The organism is Coleofasciculus sp., assembly GCF_046539235.1.
Taxonomy (GTDB): Bacteria; Cyanobacteriota; Cyanobacteriia; order Cyanobacteriales; family Coleofasciculaceae; genus Coleofasciculus.
In genome coordinates this window covers 1-14,627 of sequence record NZ_JBKHHI010000141.1, presented here as the reverse complement: position 1 = coordinate 14,627, position 14,627 = coordinate 1, and the positions used below count along the sequence as shown (strand labels likewise).

Below are 14,627 nucleotides of genomic sequence, written 5' to 3'. Positions count from 1 at the left end.
GTTTGGAGAGGGGTTTGGAGACCAAACCCCTACGTTGATCATTAATGTGATGCACCTCAATTAATCACAATTTGACTTAAATATGAAGAGGTGGCTTCGTCACCTTCAACCCGGCTTCTTCTTGCACGTATTCCTCAATGTCAATCGAGATCGGTTCAACCTTCCAGATATCTTGACAATACTCTCGGATTGTGCGGTCTGAGGAAAACTTGCCGGTGCGAGCTGTATTCAAAATCGACATGCGAATCCAATTCTCTTGGTCGCGATAGGCTTGACTGACGCGATCTTGACAATCGATATAGGATTGATAGTCGGCAAACAACAGGTACTCGTCTTTGTAGAGGAGTGAATCCACAATTGGCTTAAACAAGTTTGGATGCTCAGGACACAAATCACCCGCAGCAATGCGATCAATCACTTCTTTTAATTGAGCATTACTATGGTAGTAGTCCATCGGATTGTATCCCCGGGATTTCAAGTCATAGACCTCTTGTGCGGTTAAACCAAATAAGAAGAAGTTATCAGCCCCCACAGCTTCCCGAATCTCAATATTTGCTCCATCCAGAGTGCCAATGGTTAGCGCTCCATTCAGGGCAAACTTCATATTGCCAGTACCCGAAGCTTCTTTGCCCGCCATGGAAATTTGCTCGGAAAGATTAGCCGCCGGATAAATTTTCTGACCCAAGGAGACAGAAAATCCTTCCATAAATACCACCTTAATCCGACCAGCGACATCGGGGTCGTTGTTGACTACTTTAGCTACAGCATTAATCAACCGGATCACCAACTTCGCCATGTAGTAGCCTGGAGCCGCCTTGCCTGCAAAAATGAAGGTTCGGGGCAGAATATCGATGCCTGGATTGCGCTTGATTCGGTTGTAGAGGGTAATGATATACAAGACATCGAGCAACTGACGCTTGTATTCATGTAATCGCTTCACCTGGACATCAAACAAGGAATTGGGATCGACTTCTACGTCATTAAACAATAGAATATAGTCCACCAACTCTTGCTTGTGCTGCTGCTTAATCGCAGCAAACCGTTGGCGAAACTCCGGATCATCGACAAAGGCTTCCAGTTTTTGCAAGTCTTGCAGGTGAGTCACCCAACTATCACCAATTTTTTCCGTAATCAAGTCGGAAAGTTGGGGATTACTCAGCAATAGCCAGCGGCGCGGGGTAATGCCATTGGTTTTGTTATTGAATCGTTCGGGGAACATTTCATAGAAGTCGTGTAGCACTCGCTGCTTGAGCAACTCTGTGTGGAGTGCGGCTACCCCGTTAATGCTATGGCTACCGACACAAGCCAGGTGTGCCATGCGGACGAATTTTTCCCCACCTTCCTCAATCAGGGACATGCGTTGCAACCGTTCCCCATCACCGGGATATTTGACTTTGATCTGTTCCAGGAAGCGATGGTTAATTTCGTAGATAATTTCCAGATGTCGCGGCAGCAAACGCTCGAATAAGCGGACGGGCCAACGCTCTAGGGCTTCGGCGAGCAGGGTATGGTTGGTATAGCCAAAGGTATGCTTGGTGATGTACCAGGCTCGGTTCCATCCCAATTGATATTTATCCACCAACAGCCGCATTAATTCGGCAATCCCAATCGAGGGATGGGTGTCATTGAGCTGGATGGCGATTTTTTCGTGGAACTGGTCAAAATTCCGGTGAGTGCGGCGGTAGGTGTTGATGATGTCTTGGAGTGAACAGCTCACGAAGAAATATTGCTGTTCTAGCCGCAGTTGTTGACCTTGAGAGGTATTATCGTTGGGATACAGGACTTTGGAAATATTCTCGGAGAATATCTTGTCTGTCACCGCTCCCGAATAGTCTCCACTGTCAAATACTTGGAAGTTGAACTCTTCAGAGGCTCCGGCTCGCCATAGACGTAGACTATTGACGGTGTTGTTATGGTATCCCGGTACAGGTGTATCGTAGGGGGTTCCTAAGACTTTGCGATCGGGAATCCAACGCACCCGATATTGACCTTTCTCATCATGATACCCTTCGGTATGTCCGCCAAACTTGACGACAACGGTTAACTCGGGACGGCGGATTTCCCAAGGGTTGCCGAAACGCAGCCATTTATCCGGATGTTCGACTTGAGCGCCTTCTTCAATGCGCTGATCGAAGATGCCAAATTCATAGCGAATTCCGTAGCCAACGGCGGGAATTTCTAAGGTAGCCAGGGAATCCAGAAAACAGGCGGCTAAACGCCCTAACCCGCCATTTCCCAGTCCGGGTTCGGGTTCGAGTGCCATTAAGTCATCTAGCTTTAATCCGGATTCTTCTAAGGCTTGACAAACTCGGTCGTACATATTCAAGTTGAGCAAGTTATTGCTTAACTGACGACCCATTAAAAACTCTGCTGAGAGATAATAAACGGTCTTGACCTCTTTTTGCAGGTAGGTTGTCGCGGTATTAATCCACCGATGCAGCAAGCGATCGCGTACCGTATAAGCCAGAGCCATGTAGTAATCGTAGGGGGTGGCTAAGAACTCATTCTTGCCCTGGATGTAGTACAAGTTATCGGCGAAGGCACGTTTTAGCGTCTCCACTGTCATCCCGGTGCGATCGTCTTCTACTTGAATTTCCGGGAGGCAGACGTTCGATTGGATGGGTTGATCGCTATTGGGTTCAAAAACTTGGTTATTCATACAGACTGGTTGTTACTGATGACACGATTTAATATCGTTCCCCCTGCTACTCTAGTCTCTAAAATTGGCGATGCCAAGGTATCAGACGTTGGGGTTTGCTTTCGCTCTATCTGTCAGCTTAACCGCACCAGACTGCGATCCGGAACGTCTGTGTAAAAATCTGTTATGCCTTGGCGCGAAGTCGTTGGTGCACTCTTGTCCACCTCAGGTGCGATCGCTTCCCTTAGAAACCGTTCAACGCCCGGAGGTTTAAACCACTGGTTAAAAGGTAATATAAGGGCGGGTTTTGTTGAGCAGTTATCGGTGAGATCGGGCGGGTTTTGTTTTTCCGTTATCGGTGAATAGCGAAATTTAGTCCCTAAACCCGCCCCTACAATTGATTGACTGTACGCTTGCCAAGCTAACTCTAAGGTTGCCATTTCACTCCAAAAATCATTGGTATTTCGCAACGCCAATAATCGTGAGGCGCATTCACCCCGGTTTATCATACTGCATGCCCAGGTTACCAGATTTTCAAAGTTTACTGATTGTCCTGTCGGGTAACTCCAGCGAGTGCCAAATTTAGCAATTTCCCCATTGGGATAGTACCAGCGAGAGGCAATTTTTGCCGTTTGTCCGTTGGGATAGTTCCAAATTGCGCCAAATTTGGCTGTTTTTCCGTTGGGATACTGCCAATTATCACCAATTTTTGCCCGTTGTCCATTCGGGTATTCAATAATTGCCCTTCCCCAGGTATCCGCTAATCCACAGGCGAATTGTTGCTGACTCTCGACTAATCGCACCAGATTGCTATTTCCGTCAGACAGTCGCGCCAGTCGCGTCATGATGGTGAGATCCAGACATTCCTGGCTAGCGGTTGGCGGTGGAATGGTTTCTACTGCTGAGGGTTGGGCGGTATCACAGTATTGCGCTTCTAGGGTAGCCAAGTTTTCGTCGTCTAAACCTTGTTGAATCGCGAGGCGGCGTACCTGGCGAATTTGACGGCATTGAGTAGGCGTGGCGTCAGCGCGATCGCTACTTATGCCCAGCACCAGTAGGGGCAATAGTGATAGTACCACGCGAATCGCCTGTTTCATAGAGACAAATAATCCTTATCCTAGAGAATCCCCATATCTAGATTATTTTAAGGGATAAGGGGTCAAACCCCTCATTGATTGACCCGAGTCTCTTCCGAGTTGATGGGTAAGTGTCACCAGGAAATGGCTGCTGATAAATATGATCATCTCTGTTTTCCCAATCTATCCATACAATCTAGGCTGAATATGGGTTTTCAGGTTTATTGAAGTAGCTGTTAGGCGAGGATTCTCATAATTTTATCCACTCATCTTCCGTACATACACGGATTTTAGTTCTGTCAGACTAAATTAATTCCCGTAATTTACCCGATTCTTTAAGGCGGTAGGTCTAAATAAGATTGACTTGTCAATCAAACAAAGCTTTTGAGGAATTCAAGCCAATGATTCGTAAGACCCTAATCGCTTCTACTTTAGTTCTGTGCGGTACTGTTGGATTCACTTCTGCGGCACAAGCTCAGGAAAGTACTGATGTTAATTTTACTGCTAATGTGCCTGAATCTTGTACGTTTAGCGATGTTGTTGATGGAACGTTAGGACTTCTCGCCGGAACCACCCTAAGCAGTGCTGTTGCTGATGGTGGTACGGCTGGTACTGCTAAACTTACCTGCAACAATGTTCTTGCCACACTAACAGCAGATGCTCCTGCTCAAAACGGAACAGTTGATGGTTACGAGCATGATACCGCATTAACCACTGTTGGTGTTACAGGTACTGGCGCTAACGTTGTCGCTATTGTTGCACCCGCTACTCCAGCCGCCGTACCTCTTCCAGGTGAAACTGAATTGACAGTTGACATGACAACAACTCCGACGACGGGATTTATTCCGAGTGGTGACTACAACTTTTATGTGCGCTTGACTGTAGCCCCCTAGTCATAGGTTTCTTGATCAAGTTTCAGTCTTGTTTCGTCGTCAATTAGCTGCTAGGTAAAACGCGGGTAATATAACCCTAGCAGCTATTTATTCACTTGCCAAATTTTTTAACCTACAGGAGTTAGTACCATGCTTGATTCCACTCCAAAATTAAACTCTTTTTATAAAATCGCTGTCAAAGCATTTCAAATTGGTAGCGGTGCTTTATCAGCCGCTTTCCTGTTGAGTAGCACAGCCTTAGCACAGCTTGGCGCATCACCCTTAATTATTGAAGCCGAGACTAACCGGGGTCAAGCGCAAACAATGATTAATGTGATTAATTCTGGTGATACACCCTTACGGGCAAGAATTTACACTGAACCTTTTACCTACGATCGCGATAAAGGATTTCAAACCTTACCCTCTGATCCGAATGATCTTAGCCCCTATCTACAATTTTCCCCCAGAGAATTAACCATACCACCAGGAGTAACGCGGCGGGTACGTTTAAGAGCAATCCTGGCTCCCAGCTTACCCGATGGAGAATACCGCACAGCCGTTTTTGCTGAAACCTTAAAAGAGTCGGTTAATGGTAGTGGTAAAAACGTGGGTGTGATCACTCGCGTAGCGACAACTGTTTATATCCGTAAAGGGGATGTATCTCCTAACTTAACTGTTGACAGCGCTGAGTTTAATGCCAATCAAAAAACACTTCAATTATTGGTCAAAAATATCGGCGATGCTTCTGTCCGGTTAGGGGCTAACTGGCAGTTAAAGCAGGGAGAAAAAATTATCCAAACAGGAGAATCAGTTCCGACTGCTATTGTGGCACAAAGCGATCGCAACTTGATATTGAATAATCATCCCGAATCGGAACCGTTAGCACTTCTCCCTGGTAACTACCAACTGACTGGAGAATTAACTTGGGGTGAGGATAATCGTAACCAACTGCCCTTTAGCGTTAATCTCAATATTCCTGAGCAATAAAGCATTTATCCGGTCGAATTATTCATTGTTGATTGTTGATTGTTGATGGTTGATTGTTGATTGTTCATCGTTGATTGTTGATTGTTCATCGTTGATTGTTCATCGTTGATTGTTGATTGCTACCATGCACCATGAACCATGAACCATGCACTATGAACCATGCACCATGAACCATGAACCATGAACCATGAACTATGAACTATGAACGTAAAATCCCACCTTTTTTAAGCAGACGTTAATATCTGCCCTATGTTTCATGCCGTACCGCCACATTCACCCCCAGCAATCGTACACCAAGTCGCTCCAGACAAGGTAGATAAAGTTCGCGAACATCCATTTATAATCGCCAACACGCCAACATCTCCAACCCAAAATCCTGTCGCATCTTATTCGATTCCGAGTTCACCGGAATTATTCTTACCGGAATATTCCGACTCGAATTTACCGACTTTGCCAGAAGGGATAGAAGCCTCTAACGCCGCCAAACTCGGACAACCAATTTCAGTCAGCATTTCCGATAATCAGTCAATACAACCCGAATTTTCTGCTTCTACTTCTTCTATTCAATTCAATCCTGTCAATCTTGATCTGACTTTATATCCGGCTGATGCTAATAATTCAACATCGAATATTTTATCTCCCCCAGAAAACTCAAATCCTAGTTTAAATCCTGCCAATTCAAGACCCGAACCCGAAAAACTCACTGACGAGGAACCTACAACCCAACCCGACACATTACCCCCCCAAAACCCAGATATATCAACTCTTCCGCAAACTCAATTTTCAATCGCCCAAGTTCCTGATGACTTCTCCTCCTTTCTGGTGGGAATCAAAGTCAACAATCGCCCGGTAGTTACTAGCACCTTAATTCGCGGACAAGAAGATGGGGAAAATGCGATTAACTTTGATCAGTGGTTATTACCTTACGACGCCATCGTTAAAGCTTTAAAATTAACCGCCACTATTTTACCCGACAATCAAATCGAACTGCGATCGCCAACTCAGGTGGTTCGCCTCAACCCCAGTCAACTCAAGACGGATTCGGAATTAGGTTTAGTGTTTTCCGTGGCGGATGTGCGAACCTTATTCGGCGTAGAAATCGAATTTGATATTATTGATTATGCGGTTTCAATTCAAGCCCCCTGGTTAAATCAACGGCGTCAACGGGGAAAACGAGAGGTAATTGTGCAAACCGAAGGATTACCTCGAATTGCACCATCTGGCTTCTCTCTTTCCGCTGTTGAACAACGAATTGATGCCAGTGGAACGGCGACTCAATCACCGAACTATCGGGGAAATGTATCCGCTGTGGGGAGTATATTTGGGGGGAGTTGGTATATCCGCGCCAATCAACCCCAACTCTTTTCCTCCGATACCTGGAGTTTGGCGGAAGCGCGATTTCAACGCCAAACGGATGCGGTGGATTATATTATTGGATCTCAACCCCCCTTCTGGCGTAGTCAAAGTCCAGGAGATTATTGGGGATTCACCACGATTCAACGGAATGGTTTTATCCCCCAACTGCAACTTTATGGCGGTTCTGATCCCCGTCAACGCCTACAAGCGGCGCAAATCGGGCGCACGATTTCGGGAACAGCGGAACCGGGAACATTAGTGCGTTTGGTGCGAGGATTAAGTGATGACGCGATCGCAGAAGTTCTGGTGGATTCTTCGGGTGTCTACCGCTTCGAGGATGTGGAATTTGAGAGTCAATCGTTTAATAATTATCGCATCCTCCTCTATCCCCAAGGGCGACTCACGGAAACCCCAGAAATTCGAGACGCTACCTTTTCCAATGTTCCCGGACAAATCCCCGCCGGATCAACAGCCGTTATTGTCTCTGGAGGATGGCGGCGACAAGTATCTGGCTTGGGAAATCAAGGACTATTGGGGAATTTTAGCGACATCCAAGGTGGTGTAATGGGACGCTGGGGGGTTTCTAATAGCTTAACCCTAGGGGCGGGTGCGGTTTATGATCAATCCCTGCGGGGAGTAGGCGAACTCTTTTTTCAGCCCACCGGGTTTCCCTTACAAGCCGCGGTTTCGGTTCTAAGTGGTACAGAGGAGTCCGACTGGGATATTAACGCCAACGTACTCTTTGAACCCTCCCCTAATTTTACCGCCCGATTCACTAGCGATCGCTTCGCCCAACGGTTGAATGCTACCTTCCAAGTCTTTCCCGGTTTCACCCTATTTGCCAATACCAGCACCAATGATGCGACGGCGGCTGGTGTACAATTAGCCTTAAGCAACAAAAATGCCTTTACCTTTGCCCGTCTCAGCGTCGATACCCAAAACCGTTTCCGGTGGAACCTGATTCAACGCCTGAATCAATGGGAATTTCGGTCATTGGGGAATGAAATTAGCACCCAGTCCGAACTCGGTTATCGTTTTTCTGATAGCTTAAGTACAGGTCATGCCCTGGTTCTCGGTTATGATACCCGTAACCAAAATGGTCATAATTATTTAGCCAGCCTCACTTGGCGCTATCGTTCCCCCCAAAAATCGGGGGATGGAAACCCCCTCTGGGATGCCCAACTAGGCTATGGGATGGGTTCTCGCGGTTCGGGAATTGTCGCCTCAGTCGGAACCTCGATTTTACCTGGTTTACGCCTACAAGCGCGATATCAAGGGATATCCGTAAGTTCCGATGACTCCGCCTTCAGCTTAAACCTCGTCTCCAGTCTCAATCTACAGCAAGGGATTACCCCCAGAGACACCAAAACCGACTATCTCCGCACCCAAGGCGGACTCTTGATTCAACCCTTTTTTGACCGCAATCAAAATGGCAAACCTGATCCGGGGGAAAAATACTACACTGACTCCACCTTACTCTTGGTGAATCAGCAGTCTCTGGGATCATTACGCGCCGATATTCAAGAGGATCGCATCATCATGAATTTATCCCCTGGAACCTACCGCCTCGACTTTGATCCGGCGGGTTTTCCCTTTGATTGGCAAGTAATCAATGAAGCCTTGGCGGTGGAGGTGGTGGCGGGGAGTTATACACCGATTCTCATTCCCTTGGTTCAGTCTTACACAATATCTGGAATTGTCACCGATAACCAAGGTCAACCTGTGAGTGGGGCGAGAGTTGAAGCCATCCAACCGGATGCTGGTACTCGGTCATTTTCCATTACTAACGATGCTGGCGTGTATTATTTAGAACGGTTACAGCAAGGAAAATACCGCCTGCAAATCAACAATCAGCCTGCGTTTCCCCAGACGATTGATCTGAAAAATAGTTCGGAATTTTTCCAGGAACTGAATCTGAATTTACCGACCTCTGTAGATGGCTAATCTAACTATTTTACTTTATAATATGAGGACTTAAGGTATCCGACTTTCAAGAGCAGCAGAGGTAGTCATGAGTACCCGGCAGCCGATCTCAAAAAAAGCTTCTTTGGAGTCCACGTTTACTCCTCCTGCCAATCCGTTGAAAACCCGTGGGTTCGGTAACGGCATCCAAGCAAGAAGTGCAGAGTTACCTGCAACTAATCTGTTGCAGACACGTCCGTTGGGTTTCCCGTCTAGGGTACAACAAGAGCAGCAGGATACCCGTTCTATTGAAGAGCAAAAGTTGGGGGCAGAACGCTTCAGTTACAACGCTGCGAACATTCCAGTTTATGCGTCAAAGACACCACCAACAGTTCGTCCGATGGTGGATAAGATTAATACGCAAACGCAACACCAACCAATGCAGCGCCAATCAGAAGCAGGGGAATACAATCCTGGAAGTCGAGAGGGAGAAGAATTGCTGGCATCTGAGATGACCAATCTGTTGCAGCCAACTGGAATAACTTATAGAAAACCAACAGTTAATAGATATCTACAAAGAGGTGATTATCTACAAACTCAAACTGTACCGACTGGGGGACTTAATCCTGATTGTTTGAGAATTTTGGCAAAGATTCTGAGTTATCTATTCGGTGGATTAACCCATACTATTGATGGTGTCACTTTCAACGGTCGTAACATTCATCGAGGATTGATTGAACGCTGGCAGGATTTGAACAACGATCCCCACAATCTTTACCACAACCATAGATATAAATCTCAAGCACATCCTCAGTACGGTTATTGGGAAGGACATCAAGACCAGTACAGAACTCAGCAAAGGGGCTTGCGAAATTGCATTCGTGATTGGGTCAGAAATAACTGTGATGATCAGAATAACTCAGGTGGCTTACCTCAAGGATGGAGAAACGTCATTTACAAAGCCTGGGATGAGCTTTGGGGTCAAACAATTACAGAAGCTTAAAGAAATTTGTCAAACACAAGAAAGAGTTTTATGAATGATTCTAATTCAATCGATCTTGACGCCCTTAATGCTATTACCGCTATAGCTGCAACCACAACTCAAGCAGCCAAACCGAATCAGCTAAAGGCTTGGTTAGAAGCTACTAAAATAGTGACATTGCCGTGGGCAAAACCGCTCCTGTCTGCAATGGGTATACCTGAAGCGTTAATTGAGCATTCAGCCTCCCTGGGGCAACTTCACGAACAAGTTGCAGAGTCGATACAGCAACAGAAAAATCCAGAGCCAGCCATTCGGGAGACGATACAACAACTAGCAGAGCAAACAACTTCCGGAGTAGCAAGTGAATTTAAAGATTGGGTTGAGCGTCATTTTATACATCGACGGCTCTGGGCTGCTTTAGAAGCCTGGTGGGGTATTCTCTATCGAGCTGTTCACTTCAATTCTGTGTCTCCACCTGTTAGTTGGCAACGACTTCATCCTCAAATCGCTGAATTAATCAGTCCACAGCGATGGCAGCAGGTAGAGGAACAATTACAGCATCTAGCACCACCACCCAGTCAGGAAGAGGAACAACTGGGGTTAACTCTATGTGCAGATGCTTTGATGATTCAAGAAATAATCAACCATGAATGGACATTTGCGACTCTCAAACTAATCAAGACTGAGGTAAGTGAGACAGAATGGATGGAACTAGAGATATGGGCGGAAACCATAGCCGAAGAAATGGGGATTCCATCTGAAGAGCTACTTATTTAGACGTTTTGTTCGACTCAAAGATATATTAACGGTAGCGTAACCGTAAACGTTGTACCTACATTGACCTCGCTGGATAAGGTAATCGTTCCCCCGTGGGCGTCCACACTATTTTTGACAATTGCCAGTCCCAATCCAGTTCCCTCGATATTACCCACATTAGCCGCCCGGTGAAACGTTTCAAAAAGTCGTTGCTGGTCTGTTTCGGGAATGCCAATTCCTTGGTCTTGAATCGTGAAAATAGCGTTCTTTTGCGAATAGAGTAAAGAAAGTCGCACAGTAGACTCTTCGGGGGAATATTTAATCGCATTGGAGAGCAAATTGCCAATAATATGCCGCACCAGTTTTTCGTCTAAACAGGTAGCAATGCTGTTTGGGGTTTTGGGGGTATTATACTCACAGGTAAACTCAATATGATGTCCTTTACCAATCCCCTGTTGTAACTCTTCTATCAGTTCACCACACAAGGAGGGCAAATCCAGAGAGGTGGGATTGAATTCAACTTTACCCGCTTCGGCTTTGCCCAGGACTAACATATCATTTAACATATCAATCATCTGGTTGGTCGCCCTTTGCACTCGATGCAGGTGGATTATTTTTTTCTCTTCAGTCAACTTGTGGCTGTAATATTCCAACATTTGAGCCGATGAAAGAATAGTCGTTAGCGGAGTGCGAAATTCATGGGATGTCATCGACACGAAGCGGGATTTTAATTCATTGAGTTCCTTTTCTTTCGTCAGCGCCATGGAAATGGCGGCTTCGGCTTGCTTAAGCTTGCTAATATCCATAACCATACCATACCAAAGAATACTACCGTTATCGAGTCGTTCTGGACGAGCTGCACCTTGAATCCATTTACACTGACCGGATGGTAAAATGATTTGTCCTTCCCAGTTCCAGGGTTGTAAAGTTTGGGCTGAAATGGCAACGGATTGATCAAAATACTCGCGATGATTCGGGTGAATTAGCTCAATAATTACTCTAGCATTCTCCTGGATAACTTCAGGTTCGAGTTCATAGATTTGGCGACAGCCAGGACTAACATAGGGAAAAGCCATTGAACCATCTGGACGCCAGCAAAATTGGTAAAGCATTCCCGGTACATTTTTCGCTAGCTTTTGTAAGCGCTGTTCACTTTGCCGGAGTGCCTCTTGTGCTTGCTGACGTTCAAGAATTTCCTGTTTCAGACAGGCGTTTTTCTGTTGCAGTTTCTGTGTCAGTTTGCGCATTGTTAGGTGAGTTCTGACTCTGGCTAAAACTTCTTCATGCTGAACGGGTTTGGTGATGTAATCCACTGCACCCAGTTCAAATCCTTTCACCTTATCCACTGTGTCAGAAAGCGCCGTCATAAAAATGACCGGAATGTCTTGAGTGGATGGGTTGGCTTTCAACTGACGGCAGGTTTCAAAGCCATCAATTCCTGGCATGAGTACGTCCAACAAGATAATATCAGGATGAGCATAGTCTACCCGTTCGATCGCGCTTTCTCCATCTTGAGCAATCCAGACTTCAAAGCCAGAACCGCTCAAACAATCGGACAATACGCCCAAGTTCGTGGGATTATCGTCAACGATTAGAATTATCCCTTGTTCTATATCCATACTCAATCACTCTACTTCTCTATTCATATATTCCTTCAAGAACTCTCGAATCCGTCTTTCCTGAAACCCTTTGGCAAAGTGGCGCAATTGGGTTGTAAACGGTACAAAACATTGATTCGCTTGTTCCAGAAGAATGGCTTGCTCTATGATACCCTTAATGTTACCTCGCATAGCTAGATCGAACAAGATTGCCAATTCTTCCGGTGGTGGGACAATGACTTTACTATTCAGCAATGGTTCACTATCGCTGACTTGGGTTGTCTGACTTTTGACCTTTGACTCTTTATACACCCATTGCAAACCCAGATGAATCCTTAACTGTTCTAAAAGTTCTGGCAATTGAATTGGTTTAGGCAGAAAATTATCACAACCTGCCTGACAACTTTGCTGACGATTGTAATCAAAAACACTGGCAGACATGGCAATAATTGCTACAGTCTGAAACTGGGGGTCTTGGCGGAGCTGTCTGATCGTCTCGAAACCGTCCATCACTGGCATCACTAAGTCGGTAAAAATAATATCTGGTTTCAATGTCCTGGCTTTATGCAATCCATCTTGCCCATCTTTTGCCTCAATCAGTTTAAATCCTAACGGTTCCAGAAAATCAACCAATATCGAGCGATTTTCCCACTTGTCGTCTATAACCAAAACCTTATAGGGTAAGCCCTTAAATCCCGTAATTTCGCCCAAGTTACTTCGAGGAATAATTCTCCTGGCTTGAACCTGCGGCAACCTTAAATCCAGCCAAAAAATACTCCCCCTACCCAAACTACTTTTAACCTGAATTTCCCCGCCCATCATTTGCACGAACCGTTGAGCGATCGCGAGTCCCAATCCTGTTCCTTCCACTTGACGAGAATGCTCACCCACTTGATGAAACGGTAAAAATATTTCGGCTACTTGTTCAGGTGTCATTCCGATACCTGTATCTTCAATCTGAAACCGAAATTTGCCGATTCCTGTGGAGTTTTTCGCTGCAATATCCGTCCTGAGTGAATGTTGAGTTAACTCAGCTCCTTCTCCCTGATCCTGTCCATTTTCCATCTCGGTTACATAGCCCACTTTAAACACCACGCCACCCGTTTTAGTAAACTTAATCCCATTACTCAACAAATTCAGCAACACCTGTCGCAACCGTTTCTCATCTCCCCGCACAGCCGCAGGTAGTGAGGCAGAAAATTGCTCAGTAAAAGCAATTCCTTTTTGGTCAGCACGAATGCGAACAAGTTCAGCAATACTTTTAAGAAATTGAGGCAAATGAAACTCACTCGGATGGAGTTCCATTTTTCGCGCTTCTATTTTAGACAGGTCTAAAATATCATTAATTAGAGTAAGCAGGTGTTCACCACTGTGCTGAATAATCTCTAAACCATCCTGTTGCTTGGCACTCAGAGTTTTTTCTCGCTTGAGAATTTGAGCATACCCCAAGATACCATTCAGGGGTGTTCTCAATTCGTGGCTCATGTTTGCCAGGAATTCACTCTTAGCACGATTGGCAACATCAGCCGCTTCCTTAGCCGTCTGTAATTCCTGAGTTCGCTGTTGAACGTTCACTTCTAAGGTGCGGGAATAGTCCTCTAACTGTTGCTTGGCGGCGGCTAAATTAGCGTTGGTGGCTAACAAGGCTTGTTCTTTTTGTCCCAGTGTGTTCATCAGTTTCTTGAACGACATTGAGAGTCTGGCTACCTCATCTTTCCCTGGTAGGACTTTGATTTTCACCTCTTTTTCACCCCGTTGCAGACGATCGGCGATCGCCGTAATCCCCAGTAGGGGGCGAGTGATACGTTCAACAAACAGCCAACTTCCACTGGCAAAGACGAAACCCAGGACTAATCCCCACAGAAAAATCTGCTGTTGGAGTTGTCTAGCGGCGGCAAAGGCAAGGGGTGTGGGTTGTCGCACCAGTACAATCCATCCTAATCCGGGATACGTCTGAAACCCGTTCGTTTTCTGGAAAGCCGTCAGGTAAGGTTTGCCATCTGACCAGGTTTCCACCCGATAACCCGATTCTCCAGGTTGAGACTCCCTCAAGTTCACCAACGCCAGAGGGGACAATTGCGCCTCAGGAGAACCCACTAGCACCGTGCCATCAGCCGCTAGAATCAACAGTTCAACCTGTTCCCGTTGCTGTACAGGATCGAGTAAATTCTCCTGAACTTTTTCTGCCCATTGCCAATACAGGTGCGCCCCTAAAACCCCGCGAAATTGCCCATTCTTATCCCATACAGGTGCAGCGATATCTACAAAGCGCAAGGGTTGGTTTGTGGGATTGGGAAGATATTTTTCTAACAATACTGCTGGGTGAACATCACCCACAAAGGGACTGATTTTAGCCTGTTTAAACCAAGGTCGGGTTGAGACATTTTCACCGGAGAGAATACCACCCGTACTGGCAACCACTTGACCTTGGAGGTCAGTTAAACCAATCCAGGCATAATC

General features: G+C 45.9%; 9 protein-coding genes. 5 read left to right on the top strand and 4 right to left on the bottom strand.

The features are described 5' to 3' along the window. Positions 1-76: 76 nt before the first annotated feature. The gene (locus ACLFWI_RS14475) at positions 77-2,659 is read right to left on the bottom strand and encodes a glycogen/starch/alpha-glucan phosphorylase (protein ID WP_446413498.1); all 2,583 of its coding nucleotides are present in this window, start codon (positions 2,657-2,659) and stop codon (positions 77-79) included. A gap of 113 nt (positions 2,660-2,772) precedes the next feature. After that, a complete protein-coding gene (locus ACLFWI_RS14470; protein ID WP_446413497.1) occupies positions 2,773-3,735 on the bottom strand; it encodes a hypothetical protein in 963 nt (320 codons plus the stop codon). 380 nt (positions 3,736-4,115) lie between these two features. Between ACLFWI_RS14470 and ACLFWI_RS14465 the strand changes: the two genes are divergently transcribed. From ACLFWI_RS14465 to ACLFWI_RS14445, 5 genes are all read left to right on the top strand, one after another. Next, the gene (locus ACLFWI_RS14465) at positions 4,116-4,607 is read left to right on the top strand and encodes a hypothetical protein (RefSeq protein WP_446407023.1); all 492 of its coding nucleotides are present in this window, start codon (positions 4,116-4,118) and stop codon (positions 4,605-4,607) included. Positions 4,608-4,736: 129 nt separating this feature from the next. Beyond that, a complete protein-coding gene (locus ACLFWI_RS14460) occupies positions 4,737-5,573 on the top strand; it encodes a P pilus assembly protein, chaperone PapD (RefSeq protein WP_446413496.1) in 837 nt (278 codons plus the stop codon). Positions 5,574-5,822: 249 nt separating this feature from the next. Continuing rightward, complete coding sequence (locus ACLFWI_RS14455) at positions 5,823-8,873, top strand: carboxypeptidase regulatory-like domain-containing protein (protein ID WP_446413495.1); 3,051 nt, start codon at positions 5,823-5,825, stop codon at positions 8,871-8,873. A 67-nt stretch (positions 8,874-8,940) separates the two neighbouring features. Continuing rightward, entirely contained in the window at positions 8,941-9,834 is an 894-nt protein-coding gene (locus ACLFWI_RS14450; protein ID WP_446413494.1) for a hypothetical protein, read from the top strand. 30 nt (positions 9,835-9,864) lie between these two features. Further along, entirely contained in the window at positions 9,865-10,590 is a 726-nt protein-coding gene (locus tag ACLFWI_RS14445) for a hypothetical protein (RefSeq protein ID WP_446413493.1), read from the top strand. 14 nt (positions 10,591-10,604) lie between these two features. On the opposite strand, the gene ACLFWI_RS14440 is transcribed toward ACLFWI_RS14445, so the two are convergent. Continuing rightward, positions 10,605-12,188 carry an ATP-binding protein gene (locus ACLFWI_RS14440; RefSeq protein ID WP_446413492.1) on the bottom strand — a complete coding sequence of 528 codons (1,584 nt, stop codon included), beginning with the start codon at positions 12,186-12,188 and terminating at the stop codon, positions 10,605-10,607. A gap of 6 nt (positions 12,189-12,194) precedes the next feature. Continuing rightward, positions 12,195-14,627: ATP-binding protein (locus ACLFWI_RS14435; RefSeq protein ID WP_446413491.1), on the bottom strand; the 2,433-nt coding region annotated here is incomplete at its 5' end.